Source organism: Legionella worsleiensis, assembly GCF_001467535.1.
GTDB lineage: Bacteria > Pseudomonadota > Gammaproteobacteria > Legionellales > Legionellaceae > Legionella > Legionella worsleiensis.
Genome location: NZ_LNZC01000006.1, coordinates 46,039 through 66,636 on the forward strand (window position 1 = coordinate 46,039; position 20,598 = coordinate 66,636).

The window sequence follows — 20,598 nt, forward strand, 5'->3', positions numbered from 1 at the left end:
TCATTTTTTACGGATAAATGAGTCGTATGAAACATACAGTAGAGCATATTTTAAAACACTCTTTAACTGAGCTGCAAAAATCAGGAGCCATACCTGCTGATCTTGATGTTGAGATCAAAGTGGACAATGCCAAAGATCCTGCTCATGGTGATTATGCCAGTAATATTGCGCTAATATTAGCTAAACCATGCCGTCAGGCACCCAGAAAAATTGCGGAGCTGTTGGTTCAGGCCATGCCACAAGATCCTTCTATCGAAAAAATCGATATAGCAGGAGCCGGATTCATTAACTTTTTCATGCGCAGCAGTGCCCGAGCGTTGATTATTAATGACATCCTAAAGCTGGGTAAGGATTTTGGGCGAAGTAACCTGGGTAATAATCAAAAAGTACTCATAGAGTTTGTCTCAGCCAATCCCACCGGACCTCTGCATGTAGGGCATGGGCGAGGGGCAGCCTTTGGCGCTACTTTAGGTAATGTTTTAAGCGCTGCCGGTTATGATGTGACCTTAGAATATTATGTTAATGATGCCGGACGGCAAATGAATATATTGGCGGCCAGTGTCTGGTTGCGTTATCTCGAACTATCTGGTGAACCAGTAGTATTCCCTGCGAATGCCTATAAAGGCGATTACGTTTATGAAATAGCCAAAGCGGTACTCGCTGAACATGGTAATAATTACGTCCATTCATGGCAGACAGTTAGTGCTGACCTTCCGGCTGATGAGCCTCAAGGAGGGGATAAAGAGCTGTATATAGACTCCATCATTACTCGTGCGCAATCCTTATTGGGAACAGAGGGTTTTGCGTTATTCCATGCTTATGCCTTGAATACGGTGTTAGATGACATCAAAGACGATTTATCAGAATTTGGCGTTTTGTATAAGAGCTGGTTTTCCGAGCAGTCATTATTTGAAGACGGGTCAATTGAAAAAGGAATTCAGGCGCTTAAAGATGGCGGTCATACATTTGAACAAGAAGGCGCACTTTGGTTTAAAGCAACCGCTTTTGGTGATGAAAAAGACAGGGTACTGGTTCGCGCCAATGGACAAACAACCTACTTTGCATCAGATGTTGCCTATCATTGGAACAAATACGATAGGGGTTATGACCGGGTTATTGATATTTTTGGTGCAGATCATCATGGGTATATCTCCCGAATTCGTTCTGCAGTTACTGCTTTGGGGCATGATGAGAGCGCATTGACTGTTTTACTGGTTCAATTTGCCATATTGTATCGAGGCGGGGACAGGGTGCAAATGTCCACTCGCAGTGGCTCTTTTGTCACCTTGAGAGAGTTGCGTGAGGAGGTAGGAAATGATGCCGCTCGCTTCTTTTATGTGGCACGTAAACCCGAGCAGCATATGGATTTTGACCTGGATTTAGCCAAATCTGAATCATCAGATAACCCTGTTTATTACATCCAATACGCCCATGCCCGAATTTGCAGTGTGCTCAGGCAATTAAATGAGCGTGGCATGAGCTGGGATAGACAGCTTGGGTTGCAACATGTCCATCTGTTGGATAAATCGCATGAAACGGCATTAATTACTCTGATGTGTCGCTATCCAGAAATTATTGAAGCTTCCGCTGCTGCATGTGAACCTCATCAGCTGGCGTATTATCTGCGCGAACTGGCCAATGGATTGCACAGTTATTACAACGCAGTTCAGCTTCTATGTGAGGATGAGTCCTTGCGTTGTGCACGTTTGTGTTTGCTTGAAGCAGTGCGTCAGGTTCTGACTAACGGCCTTGAGTTATTAGGTGTTTCGGCTCCAGAGAGTATGTAATGGCTAGAGATTACGGAAACAAACGTTCTGCACCGCATAGAAAAAGTGCTCCTCATCAATTCCTGGTGATAAGCGTTGCTTTTTTGTTGGGTTATTTGACAGCTACTCTATTGGATCCTCAGACTATAAGTACCTGGATGAATACCCAGGTACTTGCAAATCATGAAAAACCAAAGCTGGCTTCCAAGTCGGAGCCTCAGCGTGAGCAGACACCACCTAAACCCAAGTTTGAGTTTTATACCTTGTTAACGAATGAAAAGGATGTGACCCAGCCTGCGACACACTCTAATTCACACGTCAACCATCCAGCTACTGCAAAGAATGGAACCGCTGCTGCAAAACCTTCCCCGGTGAGTAACGGCACAGCAGCAGTTGCCCTTGCCGCCAATAATACAGCAAAGCCTAAAACAGCAGTCAATCAGGCTGCAACTGTAAAAATTGCCGAAGGCAAGCCTTCAGCGGCAGTCTCTAATGGACGAGGTTTGTTTTTGGTTCAAGTAGCGGCATTTAAGGCAAGGAAAGACGCAGAGCATTTACAGGGTTTATTAATCCTCAAAGGATTTGATGTAAAGGTTGTGCCAATAACGAATGCTCATGGCAATTGGTTCCGAGTGGTTGTTGGGCCTTATGCCAACCGGATTTTGGCGCAAAAAGCCCAGCTAACCTTAGCGAAAAATGAGCGGCTGCGTGGTATGGTCACCTCAGCGGGTGGGTAAACGTGAAGTAGGTTACATTAAATAACTGCTTATCTGCTCACCAATACCTGCACGTTGCCCGCATTTTTTATGGCGTGCGGTTTACTCACTGCTACAGTGATTTCATCGAGATTGAATTCTTTTTTAATTAACGCAGAGACTTGATTGGCCACGGCCTCAATCAGTTGAAATGAATTCGATTCAACATATTGAGTGACTAATTGACATAAAGCATCGTAATCCAGTGTGTTGTTTAGTGAGTCTTGGCAATGCGTAAAATCAGACGGAATAGTAATGTCTATGAGCAATTGTTGTTTGATGCGTTGTTCCCAAGCATGTACACCTATCTGTGCTGCCACCTTGAGAGCCGATATTTTTAAGTAATCCATTCGTTAGTCCAGGTTTTGAAGAAGAGAAACTGTTAGCAATGATTTTAACTCAGCGTAATGTATTTATTCAACCACGCTGAGCACTGCAATGAATCTGCTAACGTGTTACCATAAAGCCTTTATAAAAAATGCAATAGAGATCTAACGATGTATGACATGAACCAATCCTTGTTCCTTCGTGCTTTAAGGCGACAACCCATTGAACGGACGCCCGTCTGGATTATGCGTCAAGCTGGGCGCTATTTACCTGAATACAGAAAAACAAGGGAACAGGCTGGTGATTTTTTAAGTTTATGTAAAAATCCTGAGCTAGCCTGTGAGGTGACCCTGCAGCCTTTGCGTCGTTTTGCCTTAGATGCTGCCATATTATTTTCAGATATCCTGACCATACCTGATGCTATGGGGTTGGGGTTGTATTTTGCGGAAGGAGAGGGACCTTGTTTTACTCATCCTGTGCGAGATTTTAAAGCAATCGATGCGTTGGTAGTGCCTGATATGGCTGATTCACTCAGTTATGTTATGGATGCTGCACGTTTGATTCGCCGTGAGATGCCTGCAAATCTGCCGCTGATCGGTTTTTCAGGCAGTCCTTGGACTTTGGCATGTTATATGGTTGAAGGGGGAAGCAGCAAAGATTTTAAACGCATCCTGAAATTGATTTATACCGAAGAAAAAGCTGCTCATATTTTGTTGACTAAATTGGCTCATTCAGTGAGTCAGTACTTGATAGAACAAATCAAGGCAGGAGTAAATGCTGTCATGATTTTTGATACATGGGGTGGGATTCTAACCCCTAAAAATTATCAGGATTTTTCTTTGCACTACATGCAGCAAATTGTTCGTGAGGTTAAAGCGTTTAGTGCGCAAACCCCAATCATTCTTTTTACAAAAGGCGGTGGGCAATGGCTGGAAACCATGGCCAACACCGGATGCGATGCTTTAGGTGTTGATTGGACTTGTGATTTACATTTAGCACGGCAGCGGGTAGGGGATAAAGTGGCCTTACAAGGCAACCTCGATCCGGTTGTTTTGTTAGGTTCAGAGCAAAGCATCAGGAAACAAGTGGGAGAGGTGCTGGCATCTTTTGGATGCGGAACCGGTCATGTGTTTAATCTGGGGCATGGTATCACTCCTGATGTACCTCCCGAGCATGTTGCCGTGATGATTGAATCGGTTCATGAGTTAAGCCCTCAATATCATGTAGTTTCATAAGGGCTTTGTTCACTTTGAGTCGGCAGTGTAATACTGCCGACTCACTGAGTGATTTTATTATGTATTTCGGAATTGCTTGCTTAATTGAATGGCCATTTCTATAGATTGTTCATAATTCAATCTGGGGTCAACCAGGCTGTGGTATGCCGTTTTCAAATCCTCCGCTCCCAGACCTCGTGCACCGCCTATGCATTCTGTAACATTATCGCCAGTCAATTCAAAATGGACACCACCTAAATAACTTCCCATAGCGTGATGAATTTCGAGTGCTTGTTTTAATTCCGCAAGAATGGTATCAAAATGACGTGTTTTCGTGCCATCTGCTGTGGTTTCCGTATTGCCGTGCATGGGATCGCAAGACCAGGTAACGGGTATTTGCGTTTTTTGCACGGCTTCAATAATTGGTGGCAAAAGCCGGTCTATATGCTTGGCTCCTAAGCGGGTAAAGATCAAAATACGGCCTTCTTCACGGCGTGGATTGGCTCGGTACAATACTTCGGTCAGCCACTCGGGAGTGGCTCCGGGGCCTACTTTTATTCCTATAGGATTTTCCACGCCACGCAAAAACTCCAGGTGAGCACTATCGATTTGCGCTGTGCGCATGCCTATCCAGGGAAGGTGGGTTGACAGGTTATACCATAAGCCATCCTTTAACTGACGTGTTAATGCCTGTTCATAATGCAGATGCAATGCTTCATGTGAGGTATAGAAATCAACTTTATTCAGATTACTGGAGCTTATTCCATCAATCGATTCCAAAAAATCTAAAGCGTCTGCGATTGAATCCACAATGTGTTGGTATTCATTTTTTTGAGTTGAATGCTCAACAAATCCTAAATCCCAACGCTGTGGATGATGCAAATCGGCAAAACCGCCATCCAGCAAGGCACGAATAAAATTCAAAGTCATGGCAGAGCAGCTGTAGGCTTGCAGGAGTAATTTGGAGTTAGGCTCTCTGGCTGATGGGGTAAACTCTGGAGAATTAACGATATCCCCTCGATAACTTGGCAGAGTAATTCCGTCTATGGTTTCAAAATCAGAGGAACGAGGTTTGGCGTATTGACCGGCAATTCGACCCACACGAATAATGGGTTTGCGTAAACCGTATAACAATATCAAACTCATTTGTAACATAATTTTTAATTTGTTACTGATGATTTCGGAGCGACAATCGTTAAACGATTCTGCGCAGTCTCCGCCTTGGAGAATAAATGCCTCACCTCGACCTGCTCGGGCAATTTCATTTTTCAAGTTCTTGATTTCACCGCTGGTTACCAGTGGAGGCAAAACGCTTAACTGCTCGACTATTTTATTTAACTGATCCTGATCGGCGTAATTCGCTGCTTGAAGATACGAATAACGCTGCCAGGATTGTGGCGACCAAACCTGCATATTCAACTCATCTGTTTTTTTTGATAACCAAGTATGGAATAAATGAACATTTACTGCAATAGAGATGAAAAGCTAGTCTATATTTAAATCTGCAATGAGGACTTGAAAAATAAAGGTACTGCCCCCATGTTGTATGGTCACGTTAGTCAGGAGCACATTTATGAGCAAACATGATAAAAAAGATTGGAGTAAATTCAAGGAAGAACATGAGCACCATGATGAAGAAGTTGGCGAAGAAGTCCCTGCAGAGGAAATTCATTCCGATCCGGCTTTAGGTCATCCAAGCTATTTGGCTTTGGAAGAGCAATTGACTCTGGCGGAGCAAAAAGCCCATGAGAACTGGGAAAAATCAGTGCGGGCAATGGCTGAGCTGGACAACGTGCGCCGCCGCATGGAGCGTGAAGTTGCGAATGCGCATAAATACGGTATGGAAAAATTAATTTCTGCTTTGTTGCCTGTAGTGGATAGCCTGGAGCAGGCTTTGCAGCTTGCTGGTAAAAGTGCAGATGCTGCCATGCATGAGGGCTTGGAATTAACCACGAAACTCTTTATGGATGTTTTACAAAAATTTGATGTGAGTGCAATAGACCCCATGGGTGAGTCCTTTGATCCACAACAGCATGAAGCCATGTCTATTCAAGATGTTCCCGGAACCCCACCAAATTCAGTTATTGCCGTGGTTCAGAAGGGATACCAGTTGAATGACAGGGTCATAAGACCAGCTCGGGTTGTTGTCTCTAAAAAAGCACCTGCCGAGTGAGAGGCTGCAAGATTTAAAAAAAATGACGGGTAACAACAGATTTTTTTTTGAAAAGCTTGAAATTGGCGTGTTACGCCCCATATGACAGATATTGCATTAGAAACTACTAATTTGGAGCAAATAAGAATGGCTAAGATTATTGGAATTGACCTGGGTACCACTAACTCCTGTGTTGCTGTTATGGAAGGTGATAAGCCTAAGGTAATCGAAAACAGTGAAGGTCATCGTACTACCCCCTCTATTGTTGCCTTTACTGATGATAATGAAGTATTGGTTGGTCAGTCTGCTAAACGTCAGTCAGTGACTAACCCTGATAAAACCCTCTTTGCAATCAAGCGGTTGATTGGTCGTAAATTTGACGATGCTGTCGTACAAAAAGACATTAAGATGGTTCCTTACAAAATCATGAAAGCAGACAATGGCGATGCTTGGGTTCGGGTTAAAGATCAGGACAAAGCGCCACCACAGATTTCTGCAGAAGTATTGCGTAAAATGAAAAAGACAGCAGAAGATTATCTTGGCGAAGAAGTAAAAGAAGCCGTGATTACTGTTCCTGCCTATTTCAATGATTCGCAAAGACAAGCAACTAAAGACGCTGGTCGCATTGCAGGCCTTGAAGTCAAGCGTATCATTAACGAACCAACCGCTGCGGCTCTTGCCTATGGAATGGACAAAAAGCGAGGCGATTCTATTATTGCAGTTTATGACCTTGGCGGCGGTACTTTCGATATTTCCATCATTGAAATTGCAGAAGTAGATGGAGAGCACCAATTTGAAGTTCTGGCTACTAACGGAGATACATTCCTGGGTGGTGAAGATTTTGACCTGGCATTGATTGATTATTTAGCGGCAGAATTTAAAAAGGATTCAGGCATTGATTTGCATAACGATCCCCTGGCGTTACAGCGTCTGAAAGAAGCTGCGGAAAAAGCTAAAATTGAGCTGTCATCAGCGCAACAAACTGATGTTAATCTGCCTTACATCACCGCAGATGCATCTGGCCCTAAGCATTTAAACATCAAGCTTACTCGCGCCAAACTTGAATCTTTAGTTGAAAAACTGGTAGAGCGCACCATAGCACCTTGTAAAACTGCATTAAAAGACGCAGGGCTTACAGTGTCACAAATTAACGAAGTTATTTTGGTTGGTGGTCAAACCCGTATGCCTTTAGTACAGAAGACTGTTGAAGAGTTTTTTGGTAAAGAACCAAGAAAAGACGTAAACCCAGATGAAGCGGTAGCAGTGGGCGCAGCAATTCAGGCAGCAGTATTATCTGGCGAAGTAAAAGACATCTTATTGCTTGACGTCACTCCTTTATCCTTGGGTATTGAGACCATGGGTGGTATCATGACCAAGCTGATTGATAAAAATACGACCATTCCGACTAAAGCCAATCAGGTGTTTTCAACTGCTGATGACAATCAGACTGCGGTAACTGTTCATGTTCTCCAAGGTGAGCGTGAGCAAGCATCTGCTAACAAATCATTAGGTCGATTTGATTTGGGTGACATTCCTCCTGCACCACGAGGTGTTCCGCAAATTGAAGTAACATTTGATATTGATGCCAATGGTATTTTGAATGTGTCGGCTAAAGACAAAGCAACAGGAAAAGCACAGTCTATTGTGATTAAAGCATCAAGTGGTTTAAGTGATGAAGAAATTGAAGCAATGGTAAAAGATGCTCAATCTCATGCAGAAGAAGACAAAAAATTCAAAGAGTTGGCAGAGCTGCGTAATCAGGCAGACAGCATGATTCACAGTTGTGAAAAATCAATGAAGGACTTGGGCGCTGAACTGGCTGAAGATGAGAAAAAAGGAATTGAATCAGCAATTGCTGAATTAAAAGAAGCGGTTCAAGGTACAGATAAAGCACAAATTGAGGAAAAACTCAAAGTGCTAACCGAAGCTTCTGGTAAAATGGCAGAGCGGGTTTATGCTAAAAAATCATCCGAAGGTCAACCTGGAGCTGCAGATGCTGCACAACATCATGAATCAGCAAAACCTGCTGATGAAAGTGTTGTTGATGCTGAGTTTGAAGAGGTTAAAGACGACAAAAACTAATCGTATTTGAACGTCTGTGATTAGAGACTAATCAATAATATTGGGTCGGGGCGATTTCATCGTCCCGTTTGTATTTTGGTTATGATGCGTGCTTTTTTCCAAGAAGTGCATGATCTGTACTTCTTGGAAAAAACACAAAGTCGTGCCAGTGATTTAATAACATGTGAGCAGTTATGGAACAGCGGGATTATTATGAACTTTTAGAAGTTAGTCGAGGCGCTAGCGATGCGGAAATAAAAAAAGCCTATCGTAAACTGGCGATGAAGTATCACCCTGATCGTAATCCCGATGATGCCTCTGCGGAAGAGAAATTTAAAGAAATTCAAAAAGCGTACGCCATTCTTTCCGATCAGCAAAAGCGGGCAGCTTATGATCAGTTTGGTCATGCCGGGGTTGACCCTTCAGCGGGAGGACACGGAGGCTTTGGTGGTTTCGGCGGTTTTGGCGATGTTTTTGAAGATATATTCGAGAATATATTTTCAGGTGGACGAGGACAGGGACGGCAATCACGTGGTCAAAGAGGCTCTGATTTGCAATTTAACGTTCAGATGACGCTTGAAGAAGCGGCAATAGGAAAAGAAGTCGAAATTACAGTTCCTCGTCATGGAACATGTACAGTGTGTTCCGGTTCAGGTGCAAAAAAAGGCACCAGCCCCAAAACATGCGAAACCTGTAATGGCATAGGCCAAGTCAGGATTCAGCAAGGATTTTTCTCCATTCAACAGACCTGTCCTGGTTGTCATGGCGAAGGAAAGACAATTTCAGATCCGTGCAGTAACTGTCACGGTCAAGGTCGAATTCGTGAAAGTAAGAAATTAACCGTTAAAATTCCTGCCGGTGTTGATAATGGTGATAGAGTTCGTCTGAGTGGCGAAGGAGAGGCGGGCATTCATGGTGGCGGTCCTGGCGATTTGTATGTGCAGGTCAATGTTAAAACTCATTCCATATTTGAGCGTCATGAAAATGATTTGCATTGCGAAGTGCCTATTGATTTCGTAACTGCGGCGGTAGGTGGTTCAATAGAAGTACCCACTTTGGAAGGTAGAGTCACGCTTAAAATACCCGAAGAAACACAAACTGGAAAAGTATTTCGTTTGCGAGGCAAGGGTATGAAGTCTGTTCGCGGGCATGGACAGGGTGATTTGCTGTGTAAGGTGGTTGTAGAAACTCCGGTTAATCTGTCCAAAGAGCAAAAAGAATTGTTAACTCAGTTTCAAGAGTCGTTAGAACATGGCAAATCGAATCACTCGCCGCGATCCAGCTCCTGGTTTGCTGGAGTGAAAAAATTTTTTGAAGACATGAAATTTTAAAATAACTGAGTTACAATTAGAGGATTTATCAAAATGTGCATGGAATGCACTGTTTAATTTGTCCTATATAAAGCAAGGATTGACTTGTATTGAACATTAAAGAGCACCTTACACATGACAAATAAACCAGCAATTCTCGTGTTAGCTGATGGCACAATTTATGAGGGAATATCTGTAGGCGCTGATGGTGATTGTGTTGGAGAGTTGGTTTTTAATACTTCAATGACGGGTTATCAGGAAATGCTTACTGACCCTTCCTACGCCAGACAAATTATTACTTTAACAGCAGCTCATGTTGGCAATACGGGTTGTAATGACGAGGATCTCGAATCCAATAAAATTTGGGCTGCAGGTCTGGTTATGCGCGATTGTTCCATTTTGCACAGTAACTACAGAGCGCACCAGTCACTTCCAGACTGGCTTAAAAAGAACGAGATAGTTGCGATTTCTGGTATAGATACTCGTGATTTGACCTTAAGACTTCGTGATCAGGGTGCAATTGGTTCTTGTATTACTACTCAAGCGGATGACCCTGAAGCGGCACTTGCCAAGGCTCGGGCATTTGCCGGGTTAGAAGGATTAGATTTAGCCCAGGAAGTTTCACGACAAGCCATAGAGCGTTGGCATGAAGGCCGAGGGCCTTGGGGATCTGGTTCTCAACCAAATCGGTTTCATGTTGTGGCCTATGATTTTGGGGTGAAAAACACAATTTTACGTATATTACATGATCTGGGATGCTATTTGACCATAGTCCCCGCCAAAACTTCGGCAGCAGAAATTTTAGCCATGAATCCTGATGGTGTTTTTCTGTCCAATGGTCCTGGCGACCCACAGGCTTGTGACTATGCGATAAAAGCTACCAAGGCATTTTTAGAGCATGCAGTTCCAGTGTTTGGAATTTGTCTGGGCTTTCAGATTCTTGCTTTAGCTTGTGGTGGAAGAACCTTAAAAATGAAGTTTGGCCATCACGGCGCCAATCATCCTGTAGTGGCAACGCAAGGGGCACGCAAAGTGTATATCACCAGCCAGAATCATGGCTTTGCCGTTGATGAAGAAAGTCTTCCTGACTGTCTGGAAGTGACTTATCGTTCCTTGTTTGATAATACTTTGCAGGGGATTAAACATAAAAGCAAACCTGCTTTAGGTTTTCAAGGACACCCGGAAGCAAGCCCGGGGCCGCATGATATTGAAACAGTTTTTAACGATTTTATACAGCTAATGAAGGAATATCAGGTTAATCGTCAGCACAGTCTTAATACCTGAAATTTGCCATAATAAAGAGGATTTGCAATGAATGAACGTTATGTGTTTACCTCGGAATCAGTATCTGAGGGGCATCCAGATAAAATAGCAGATCAAATTTCTGATGCGATTTTAGATGCAATTTTAAGGCAAGATAAGACAGCACGAGTTGCCTGTGAAGTATTTGTCAAAACCGGAATGGTACTCGTTGGCGGCGAAATAACCACCAAAGCCTGGGTAGATGTTGACGAAATTACCCGAGGCGTGATCAAAGAGATTGGTTACAACAGTTCGCAAATGGGCTTTGACTGGGAATCTTGCGCTGTATTATCCGCTATAGGAAAACAATCTCCCGATATTGCTCAGGGTGTTGATAACCAGACAACCAAAATATTGGGAGCTGGTGATCAAGGGTTAATGTTTGGATATGCCAGCCGGGAAACCGATGTATATATGCCTGCGCCCATCGCTTACGCTCATCGCTTAATGGAACAACAGGCCTTTTTACGTAAATCAGGTCAATTACCCTGGTTGCGTCCAGATGCTAAAAGCCAATTGACTTTAAAATACGAAAACGGAATGCCCGTTGAAGTGGATACGGTTGTACTTTCTACTCAACATTCTCCTGAGGTGAGTCACAGTGAGTTGACTGAAGCAATACGTGAAGAACTGATTAAAAAAGTCATTCCTGCCGAGTGGTTGACCGAAAAAACACGGTATTTTATTAATCCAACCGGTCGATTTGTAATAGGCGGCCCTCTGGGGGATTGCGGTTTAACCGGTAGAAAAATCATTGTTGATACCTATGGTGGGATGGCCAGACATGGGGGCGGATGTTTCTCAGGAAAAGATCCCTCCAAAGTTGATCGCTCTGCTGCTTATGCAGCACGGCATGTTGCAAAAAATATCGTCGCAGCAGGATTAGCTGACAAATGTGAAATTCAAGTTTCCTATGCAATAGGTATTGCTGAGCCCACTTCAATTTCCGTCGAAACATTTGGCACAGGTAAGCTAAAAAACAGTGACATTATTGATTTGATTCATACTCATTTTGATTTAACTCCGCAGGGAATTATTGATCATCATGATTTACTTCGCCCCATTTACCAAAAAACAGCTACTTATGGGCACTACGGACGGGACCAGTTTCCCTGGGAACGCCTGGATAAAGTTGACGAACTAAAAAAAGCGTTATAATTAATGGATTAAAAATGCATTATCACTAAGGAAGACTCTATGAACTCAGTAACGGAAGCAGTAGTAAAAGTACATAATGCCCATGATTTTAAAGTAGCCGATTTATCTCTTGCCGCATGGGGGCGAAAAGAGATAGCTATAGCAGAAACCGAAATGCCCGGGTTAATGGCTTTACGTAAAGAATTTAGCCAATCACGTCCGCTAAAAGGCGCACGAATAGCCGGGTGTTTGCACATGACTATTCAAACAGCGGTTCTCATTGAAACGCTGATTGCTTTGGGTGCTGAAGTTCGCTGGTCTTCCTGTAATATTTTTTCAACCCAGGATCATGCTGCATCGGCCATGGCTGCTGCGGGTATTCCGGTATTTGCCTGGAAAGGAGAAACTGAGGAAGAATACTGGTGGTGTGTGGAACAGACTGTTCACGGCCCCAATGGATGGACTCCCAACTTGTTACTGGACGATGGCGGCGATTTAACCCAGATAATTCATCAAAAATATCCTCATCTGTTAAAAGAAATCAAAGGGGTTTCTGAAGAAACGACTACTGGTGTGGCCAGATTATATGAAATGGCAAAACAAGGTCATCTACAAATACCAGCCATAAACGTTAATGATGCAGTGACAAAGTCCAAATTTGATAATCTTTACGGCTGCCGTGAGTCTTTGTTAGATGGCTTAAAGCGTGCTACAGATGTCATGATTGCAGGTAAAGTTGCCTTGATTATGGGCTATGGTGATGTGGGTAAGGGATGTGCCCAGGCGTTAAGAGGGCAGGGCGCTTCTGTTTTGATTGCTGAGATTGATCCCATTTGCGCCTTGCAAGCTGCGATGGAAGGATACCGGGTAGTCACGCTTGATGATGTAGCTGATCAGGTTGATATAGTGGTTACCGCAACAGGCAATTACCATGTAGTAACCCATGATCACATGATGCGGATGAGAAATCAGGCCATATTATGCAACATTGGCCATTTTGACTCTGAAATTGATATTCAAAGCTTAAAACAGTACCCATGGGAAAATATTAAACCTCAAGTTGATCATGTCATTTTTCCTGATGGAAAACGGCTGATCGTTTTGGCTGAAGGCCGTTTGGTTAATTTGGGTTGTGCGACAGGACATCCCAGTTTCGTTATGTCTGCATCATTTACCAATCAGGTTCTGGCGCAAATTGAATTATTCATAAACTCTAAGCACTATCAGAAACAGGTGTATGTTCTACCCAAACTGTTAGATGAAAAAGTCGCTCGTTTGCATTTAGGACGCATAGGCGCCAAATTAACCGAATTAACAGCGGAACAGGCGAAGTATCTAGGGGTTAATACTCACGGTCCTTACAAACCAGATCATTATCGCTATTAAGTGCAGGGCAAACGCACCATAATGCATATTGTAAAATAAGATGGTCTACTTTTCGTTTTTTTATGTACAAAACCAGTTATGCCCTTGATTCAAGGGCATCTGGATACCCTGCATAAAACACGGTAACGAGACAAAAAGCATCCTGTTATTATTCAATATTGACATGCGTGAACCAGCCATTAAACGTTCGGTAAGAGATTAAGAATCAGATTAGACAAGGAGCATCAAGTATGGGGTTAAAATCAAGTATTTTGGCATTAGGGCTGGTGTGTGTTGCATGTGGTGTTTCCGCTGCATCTACCAATAATACGGTACGAGTGATTATTAAATACAAACAACAGGGTGTGACTTTGGCCGCCTTGAAATCTCAAGTATTCAAGAGCACTAACCTGTCGGTTAAAGAAATGAAACCTATGGCTAATGGTGCCTATTCATTAATACTGGATGCAACAAATTCCTCTTTGGGTCATACTGGCCATGAAGATAAAACAGATTTGGTTTTAGATAAACTGCGCAAAAATCCCAATGTGGTTTATGCAGTTAAAGACAGAGTAGGGTATTTTAAACCTGTACCTGATCCTGTTATCAGTCTGGAATTGAAGAACTTACTCACTCACGACAGTCAGTGGGATGAATTTCAGCGCCCTGCAGGTATTATGCTCGAATCAAAACCCGGATTAAGAGATGGCGCCTGGGCTTATACCACGGGTAATGGGAAAAAACCTGTGGTAGTTGCAGTACTCGATACAGGAGTTGCCCTTAATGAGAGCCTGGTAAATAACCTGGTTAAAGACAGTAATGATGCTGTTTGGGGTTGGAATTTTGCAGGTAATAATCGTGATTTAAGTGATGAAACAGCGAGTTATCATGGAACACATGTTTCAGGAACTATTGCTGGTTACGGCCAGGTCATGACAGGAGTGGGGGAAGATTTAAAAATCTTAACAGTGAAGATACCTGATGCATCTGGAATGTTTTATGAAAGTGCGGTAATTAATGGGATTTATTGGGCTGTGGGCGGTGAAGTACCTGGGGTTCCTGCTAATATTCATCCTGCAAAAGTATTGAACATGAGTTTTGGAGTAGATGAAAAACCAGGTAAAGAAATTGATTATTGTGATGAAGCGCTTCAGGAAGCCGTATTTTTTGCACGAAAAAAAGGTGCAGTGCTGATTGCTGCAGCGGGAAATGATAATTTGTGGGAGCATTTTAATGCGCCAGGAGTTTGTAATGGCACCGTAAAAGTCGCTTCTACTGGCCCTGAGGGTTTACGCTCCTATTTTTCTAATTACGGGCCAAGCGTTACTCTGGCTGCTCCAGGCGGCGATAAACGATACGGTACCGCAGGAGGTATTTTATCAACAGTCAATCCCGGGGGCGGTTACCACGCATCTGGTTATGATTTTTATCAGGGAACCAGTATGGCATCACCACACGTTGCTGGTGTGGCCGCTTTGGTTTATACCATTAGTGATCGTCAATTGACCGCAGAACAGGTTGAGCAGATTTTGTATGTGACTACGCATGAATTTGGTGTGAGTAATGACGCAAACAAATCATGCGTGGGCAAAAAGCCTTGCGGTCATGGTATATTAGATGCAGAAAATGCGGTGAGAACGGCTTTGACTGGATATGATGTACTGTTTACGGCTCCGCCAATGAACAGTTTATCTTTTACAAATTGTGGTTCTGATACATTTAAACCCAAGCATTCAACTTTGCACTTGAATGGTGTTGTCTGGAAACTGACCGCAACAGGCTGTGAGCCAGAAAGGAGTTACCAACATCCTCACGTCAAAACAGACAAACATGGAACAATCTATGCCAGCTACGGAGCGGTGCGTTATGTGCTTGATCAATCTACCTACAAAGAATGTCATTTGATTGGCTATGACGGGATAGGCTGTTTTAAGTAGCTTGAATCACAACCCAGGAGTAGTGCTTTGACTACTCCTGGGCTGGCGCTGAGCTTTTATAATGGATTTTAATTTTTTCTCAATGCTTTAGGCTAAATTAACCGAAAAAAATCTTACTTTAGCCAGTCACTCAATACATCAATAATCTTTTGTGCTTGATCGGCACTTGATATATTAAACTTTGATTTTTGCCAATATTGATTGTTTCTTTTTTGATAGCGGCGAATTGAAAATTTTACCGGACCATAATCATTTTTGGCGTTATCCCAATCCTGATATTTAAACATTATGGTAGTCCAGGCACCTTTGGATAATACGTGTTTACCCAGTTCTTTGGTTGTTTCGGTGCCGTTTTCAGAATAAGTAATGGTAATATCGTCTACAGTTTCAGTCATCTGAGTTGTTTCCTTAATTAATTGTTGATGGATTGTAGTTTGCCATCAACAAATGTCAAGGATACTGAAGGTTGATATTGCCCTGGTTGGTATATCCATATCTGCGGTTTGGTAGCCGTTGGCACGGGCATATTCACAAATGTGTTGTTGACAACGTCGGGACTTCCGCAGGCATTGTATACTTTACTTACCGGATCATTCATTTGAATACTGGTGCCACTGCAAAGGCTGGTTGCATTGCTGTTACCGCCATTAATTTTGATTCCTTTCACCTGATTATTTACTACGTCGATTTCCATTTGAGCACCGCCACTGCCTGTTTGGATGTTCCAGACCCCATAAAAGGCAGTAGTGCTGCCTTGATTATTATAAATTAATTGCTGAACAGGGATTTTTGAGTTAGTGGTTGATTGGAGTCTTGCATGCTTACCGGTTGCCCACAAGCGGCTATAACCTCATCAGCGGTCATTCCGATGTTAATGTAAGCATGATTTTGCGGACAATAATAAGACTGGTCGGCCAAAAGGCTAAATGGCAAAATAAATAATGCAATGCTGGCATAACGTAACGTGTTCATGTCTTTAATCCGGCTGTCCTTTCAATGCTAAGTATAGTTCATTTAGCCAATTATTCATCTATCCTATCAATCGCCAGGGAAGAGATGCACTAACAAACAATGTAATTACCTTTAAAAGAATCATAATAACAAAAGGAGAAAAATCAAAGCCGGATATATCAGGGATTATTTTTCTTCCCAAAACCAGTAGGGGTTGGGTTAAAACACGTAGAAAGTCACCAACAGGATGCTGCCAGCCTGGTTTTACGTAGCTCATAATGACACGAATCAGCAGAGCATAAAAAAGTAAATCGCAAGGTTGGATGATTAAATCCGCCACAACATAGAGTAAGATGTATTGAACAGGCATCAGGTTGTGAAATGCAAGCAGGCTCAGAACGAGTATTTTTAAAAATTCAACAATCACCAAAAGAGTAAAAGCCATCCAGTCGTATCTTTGGCCTGGTTGATATTTTAACCTGAACAAGGTGTTTATTGGTCTTATCACGGGTTCTGTAAGAGACAAAATCAATTGGCTGAATTGGCTCAACGCACTGAATTTACAATAGCGCAGTGCAATGCGCAGCCATAAGGTAAAAATGACCACACCAAAGAATAAAGATGTTAAAAAAATTCCTACAGCAGTAAAACCAGACATTATTTCCCCTTTAGAGTTCCTAGTTCGTGAGCACGTTGTTTTGCTGCGTTCATAGACGCAAAGACAAGAGCAGGCAATTGCTCTTGCAGAATACTTAAAGCTGCTGCCGTTGTCCCCCCGGGTGATGTTACCTTTGTTCTTAATTGAGATAAACCCAATTCGTCATTAAGAGCTAAATTTACTGTCCCCAAGACCGTTTGTAAGGTAAATGTTTTTGCAATCTGTGGCTCCAGACCCAAGGCTACCGCCGCATCCATCATGGCTTCCATAAAGAGGAAGACATAAGCAGGTCCGCTTCCTGAAAGTGCCGTGAATACATCCATATCTTCTTCGTTAGTGGTCCAGGTAATCAAACCAATTTTAGAAAAAATAAGCTCTGCCCATTGCTTTTGTTGCGTTGTTGTTGCCACATTGGCAATCATCGGTGTTGCCGCTAGGCCAACCGCTGCCGGTGTATTGGGCATGGTACGAATAACTGCCTGATGAGAAGAGCAATGTTGAGCAAACCAGGGCAGGCTTAAACCTGCTGCTACAGAGATCAGTAAACAATTATGCGGTATGAAGGGAGTGATTTCTGTTAATACGGTGCTCATTTGAGCAGGTTTTACAGCAAGAATAATGATGTCTGCATTTTTGATTATCTCTTTATTTTCATGATGTGTAATAATTCCTTCTTTGTTGACTCCCTTGGTTAATGACGGTGCGGCAGCCGAGAGTATAAACGATTTTTCTTGCTCCAACCCTCGGGCTATTGCTTTAGCCATAGCCCCGAATCCAATAAAACTGATGTTCATAAAGATAGACCTTGTCGTTCACCAAAAATAGCCCTGCCAATTCGTACTATGGTTGAGCCTGCTTTAATTGCTGGTAGCAAATCATCGCTCATTCCCATAGACAAAGTATCCATTTCAAGATGTAATTGTTTGTTAATGGAGTGCATGAGCTGATTTAATTCAAGAAATAAATCATATTGTTTTTGCGGATCGCTCATGGGGGGAGGAATAGTCATTAAACCTCTAAGGTTCAGATGCGGTAATTGCCTCACGGTGTCTGCCAATTCCATTGCTTCAGTGCCTGATACCCCAGATTTGGTCAGTTCTTTGGCCAAATTAATTTGCAAACATACATTGATAGGAGGTAAATCCTTGGGGCGATGTTCACTTAAAAGCTTGGCAATTTTTAGTCTGTCTACACTATGAACCCAATGGAATAATGTTGCTATACCTTTGGTTTTGTTGCTTTGTATTGGGCCTATAAAATGCCAACACAGAGGTAAATGGCGTAGTTGATTAATTTTTTTTTCCGCTTCCTGAAAATAGTTTTCACCAAAATCACAAATCCCATTATTAAACGCTTCTGTAATGGACTCTACAGAGTGTTGTTTACTGACGGCAAGCAAGAGCACAGAACCGGGTTGACGGTGCCCGTTTTTTTCTGCCTGGGTTATTTTATCTCTGATGGCGTTGATGTTATCGGATATATTCATAGTGTCGTGATGATGCGGCTAAAGTAACAACCATACCAAATTAAGGGGTGGTACTACAATGTTTGCTGTAGAATCATTCCTGAGCTAACCTAATAGAAATACAATGATTTATCAGGAATATTGAATTATGGATATAGCCGAATTATTAGCCTTTTCTGTGAAAAACAAATCATCCGATTTACATCTCTCTTCAGGGTTACCCCCTATGATTCGTGTGGATGGCGATCTGCGTAAAATCAATTTGCCTGCTTTAGAACATAAAGACGTCATTAAAATAATCTACGATATTATGAATGACCGACAAAGAAAGGAATATGAAGAATTTCTGGAAACCGATTTTTCTTTTGAAATTAATAATCTGGCTCGATTCAGAGTGAATGCGTTTAATCAGGCACGTGGGGCTGCGGCAGTATTTCGAACCATTCCTTCGACTATTTTATCCATGGAAGACTTGAATTTACCTCCCATTTTTAAAGAAATGGCCGGGTTTTCACGAGGACTGGTTTTGGTTACCGGCCCTACAGGTTCTGGAAAAAGTACGACTTTGGCTGCGGTTATTGATTATATAAATTCTTCTCGCTATGAACACATTCTTACAGTTGAAGATCCAATAGAATTTGTTCATCAGAGCAAAAAATGTCTGGTTAATCAGCGAGAGGTACATAAAGATACACTGAGTTTTAATGCGGCATTACGCTCAGCTTTACGTGAAGACCCAGACATTATTCTGGTGGGTGAGTTGCGTGATTTGGAAACCATTCGTCTGGCAATGACCGCAGCAGAAACAGGGCATTTGGTTTTTGGAACTTTGCACACCAATTCAGCGACTAAAACAATCAACCGAATTATTGATGTGTTTCCCGCAGAAGAAAAATCCATGGTGCGATCCATGTTGTCTGAATCCTTACAAGCGGTTGTTGCTCAAAGTTTATTGAAAAAAAATAACGGGGGCAGAGTGGCTGCTCTTGAAATTATGATGTGCACCGGGGCTATCCGTAATCTGATAAGAGAAGATAAAGTGGCGCAGATGTATTCGGCAATTCAAACTGGTCAGGCCAAAGGCATGCAAACGCTGGATCAGCATCTAACAGAATTAGTTAATAATAACATTATATCACGGCACATCGCACAGGAAGCTGCAATAAACAAGTCATTATTCTAAGCGCAAAAAAATTATACTGATTTTTTTACGCACTATACCAATTTGAGTCATCGAGGGTTGGTCACGAAAAAAGAAGCATAATTTGATTAATACATTGAATCCAGAGTGGCGTGATCTGTATGAGGAAATTTGTGCTTAATCGAGATCTCTTGGATGCCTCGGACAAGCCGAGGCACGTAGGCGGGAGCAATTGTCAACGCTCTATGAATATTGATTTTTAATTTAGACATCCAGCAAGCTTTTTGCTTGTTGTGATGGATTAAGCGTTTTTTTGCAATTCAATAAGCTGTGGAATTGCGCCTTCTGCAAGAGCCAGCATAGAGTTCAGCTGTTCACGATTGAAAGACTGATCTTCGGCTGTACCTTGTACTTCGATAAAATGTCCGGCTTCATTCATAACCACATTCATATCTGTTTCGGCAAGTACGTCCTCGGCATAATCCAAATCCAGTACCGGCTGACCTCTGTATATTCCCACAGACACAGCGGCAACGTAGTTAAAAGCTGGCATTTTACGTAATTTTTCCCGTTGCACCATCCAGCTGATGGCATCTCTCATTGCGACACAAGCACCTGTGATTGCAGCAGTTCGAGTGCCCCCATCAGCTTGAATGACATCACAATCCAAAGTTATGGTATTTTCACCTATGACTTTTAAATCCATGCATGCTCTGAGTGAGCGACCTATCAGGCGTTGGATTTCCAGGGTTCGTCCCCCTTGCTTTCCTTTGCTGGCTTCTCGCTCGGTTCTGCTGTGCGTTGCTCTGGGGAGCATGCCGTATTCAGCGGTCACCCAACCCTGATTTTTACCTTTAAGAAAACGAGGAACTCCTTCAATAACCGAAGCATTACATAGCACTCTTGTTTGTCCAAATTCGACTAAAACAGACCCTTCGGCATAATGAGTAAAATTTCGAGTGATTTTAATAGAACGAAGCTGATTGGGTTCTCGATTACTGGGGCGCATGAATTAATCCTCAAAAAAAGCGCTAGTATAGCTCTTTAATTCATGTGA

Annotated in this window: 18 protein-coding genes and 1 pseudogene; 11 read left to right on the forward strand and 8 right to left on the reverse strand. The window is 42.6% G+C overall.

All coding sequences use genetic code 11. The annotated features are described in order from the left end of the window. Positions 1 to 26 precede the first annotated feature (26 nt). Both argS and Lwor_RS04005 read left to right on the forward strand, forming a co-directional pair. Entirely contained in the window at positions 27 to 1,787 is a 1,761-nt protein-coding gene (argS, locus tag Lwor_RS04000) for an arginine--tRNA ligase (protein ID WP_058492620.1), read from the forward strand. Then, positions 1,787 to 2,503: an SPOR domain-containing protein gene (locus tag Lwor_RS04005; RefSeq protein WP_058492621.1), complete on the forward strand. Its 717-nt coding sequence runs from the start codon at positions 1,787 to 1,789 to the stop codon at positions 2,501 to 2,503. Before argS ends, Lwor_RS04005 begins: the two co-directional genes overlap by 1 nt. Positions 2,504 to 2,532: 29 nt before the next feature. Here Lwor_RS04005 and folB read toward each other — a convergent pair whose 3' ends face one another. After that, a complete protein-coding gene (gene folB, locus Lwor_RS04010) occupies positions 2,533 to 2,871 on the reverse strand; it encodes a dihydroneopterin aldolase (protein ID WP_058492622.1) in 339 nt (112 codons plus the stop codon). A gap of 147 nt (positions 2,872 to 3,018) precedes the next feature. Between folB and hemE the strand changes: the two genes are divergently transcribed. Next, entirely contained in the window at positions 3,019 to 4,083 is a 1,065-nt protein-coding gene (gene hemE, locus Lwor_RS04015; RefSeq protein WP_058492623.1) for a uroporphyrinogen decarboxylase, read from the forward strand. 57 nt (positions 4,084 to 4,140) lie between these two features. On the opposite strand, the gene Lwor_RS04020 is transcribed toward hemE, so the two are convergent. Continuing rightward, complete coding sequence (locus Lwor_RS04020) at positions 4,141 to 5,475, reverse strand: 3-deoxy-7-phosphoheptulonate synthase class II (protein WP_058492624.1); 1,335 nt, start codon at positions 5,473 to 5,475, stop codon at positions 4,141 to 4,143. A gap of 160 nt (positions 5,476 to 5,635) precedes the next feature. Between Lwor_RS04020 and grpE the strand changes: the two genes are divergently transcribed. The 7 genes from grpE (at position 5,636) to Lwor_RS04055 (ending at position 15,326) form a co-directional block, all read left to right on the forward strand. Beyond that, entirely contained in the window at positions 5,636 to 6,235 is a 600-nt protein-coding gene (gene grpE / locus Lwor_RS04025; protein ID WP_058492625.1) for a nucleotide exchange factor GrpE, read from the forward strand. Between the two features lie 126 nt (positions 6,236 to 6,361). Continuing rightward, positions 6,362 to 8,296, forward strand: a complete 1,935-nt coding sequence (dnaK, locus tag Lwor_RS04030) for a molecular chaperone DnaK (RefSeq protein ID WP_058492626.1) — start codon at positions 6,362 to 6,364, stop codon at positions 8,294 to 8,296. 173 nt (positions 8,297 to 8,469) lie between these two features. After that, positions 8,470 to 9,606: a molecular chaperone DnaJ gene (gene dnaJ / locus Lwor_RS04035; RefSeq protein WP_058492627.1), complete on the forward strand. Its 1,137-nt coding sequence runs from the start codon at positions 8,470 to 8,472 to the stop codon at positions 9,604 to 9,606. 114 nt (positions 9,607 to 9,720) lie between these two features. Further along, a complete protein-coding gene (carA, locus tag Lwor_RS04040) occupies positions 9,721 to 10,869 on the forward strand; it encodes a glutamine-hydrolyzing carbamoyl-phosphate synthase small subunit (protein ID WP_058492628.1) in 1,149 nt (382 codons plus the stop codon). A 27-nt stretch (positions 10,870 to 10,896) separates the two neighbouring features. Further along, the gene (metK, locus tag Lwor_RS04045; protein ID WP_058492629.1) at positions 10,897 to 12,045 is read left to right on the forward strand and encodes a methionine adenosyltransferase; all 1,149 of its coding nucleotides are present in this window, start codon (positions 10,897 to 10,899) and stop codon (positions 12,043 to 12,045) included. A 39-nt stretch (positions 12,046 to 12,084) separates the two neighbouring features. Continuing rightward, positions 12,085 to 13,410: an adenosylhomocysteinase gene (ahcY, locus tag Lwor_RS04050; RefSeq protein WP_058492630.1), complete on the forward strand. Its 1,326-nt coding sequence runs from the start codon at positions 12,085 to 12,087 to the stop codon at positions 13,408 to 13,410. A 230-nt stretch (positions 13,411 to 13,640) separates the two neighbouring features. Further along, a complete protein-coding gene (locus tag Lwor_RS04055) occupies positions 13,641 to 15,326 on the forward strand; it encodes a S8 family serine peptidase (RefSeq protein WP_058492631.1) in 1,686 nt (561 codons plus the stop codon). A gap of 113 nt (positions 15,327 to 15,439) precedes the next feature. On the opposite strand, the gene Lwor_RS04060 is transcribed toward Lwor_RS04055, so the two are convergent. The 5 genes and pseudogenes from Lwor_RS04060 to Lwor_RS04080 form a co-directional block, all read right to left on the reverse strand. Next, on the reverse strand, positions 15,440 to 15,721 hold the full coding sequence (locus Lwor_RS04060) for a hypothetical protein (RefSeq protein WP_058492632.1): 282 nt from the start codon (positions 15,719 to 15,721) through the stop codon (positions 15,440 to 15,442). Between the two features lie 17 nt (positions 15,722 to 15,738). Continuing rightward, positions 15,739 to 16,298, reverse strand: a pseudogene (locus tag Lwor_RS04065) (DUF2845 domain-containing protein). Between the two features lie 58 nt (positions 16,299 to 16,356). Continuing rightward, the gene (locus Lwor_RS04070; protein WP_058492633.1) at positions 16,357 to 16,935 is read right to left on the reverse strand and encodes a YggT family protein; all 579 of its coding nucleotides are present in this window, start codon (positions 16,933 to 16,935) and stop codon (positions 16,357 to 16,359) included. Then, positions 16,935 to 17,729: a pyrroline-5-carboxylate reductase gene (gene proC / locus Lwor_RS04075; RefSeq protein WP_058492634.1), complete on the reverse strand. Its 795-nt coding sequence runs from the start codon at positions 17,727 to 17,729 to the stop codon at positions 16,935 to 16,937. Before proC ends, Lwor_RS04070 begins: the two co-directional genes overlap by 1 nt. Then, entirely contained in the window at positions 17,726 to 18,421 is a 696-nt protein-coding gene (locus tag Lwor_RS04080; protein ID WP_058492635.1) for a YggS family pyridoxal phosphate-dependent enzyme, read from the reverse strand. Before Lwor_RS04080 ends, proC begins: the two co-directional genes overlap by 4 nt. Before the next feature lie 127 nt (positions 18,422 to 18,548). On the opposite strand from Lwor_RS04080, the gene Lwor_RS04085 reads away from it, so the two are divergent. Next, positions 18,549 to 19,583 (forward strand): type IV pilus twitching motility protein PilT, encoded by a 1,035-nt coding sequence (locus tag Lwor_RS04085; RefSeq protein ID WP_058492636.1) that lies wholly within the window; start codon positions 18,549 to 18,551, stop codon positions 19,581 to 19,583. A 259-nt stretch (positions 19,584 to 19,842) separates the two neighbouring features. Here Lwor_RS04085 and rph read toward each other — a convergent pair whose 3' ends face one another. After that, positions 19,843 to 20,550: a ribonuclease PH gene (rph, locus tag Lwor_RS04090; protein ID WP_058492637.1), complete on the reverse strand. Its 708-nt coding sequence runs from the start codon at positions 20,548 to 20,550 to the stop codon at positions 19,843 to 19,845. Positions 20,551 to 20,598: the final 48 nt, after the last annotated feature.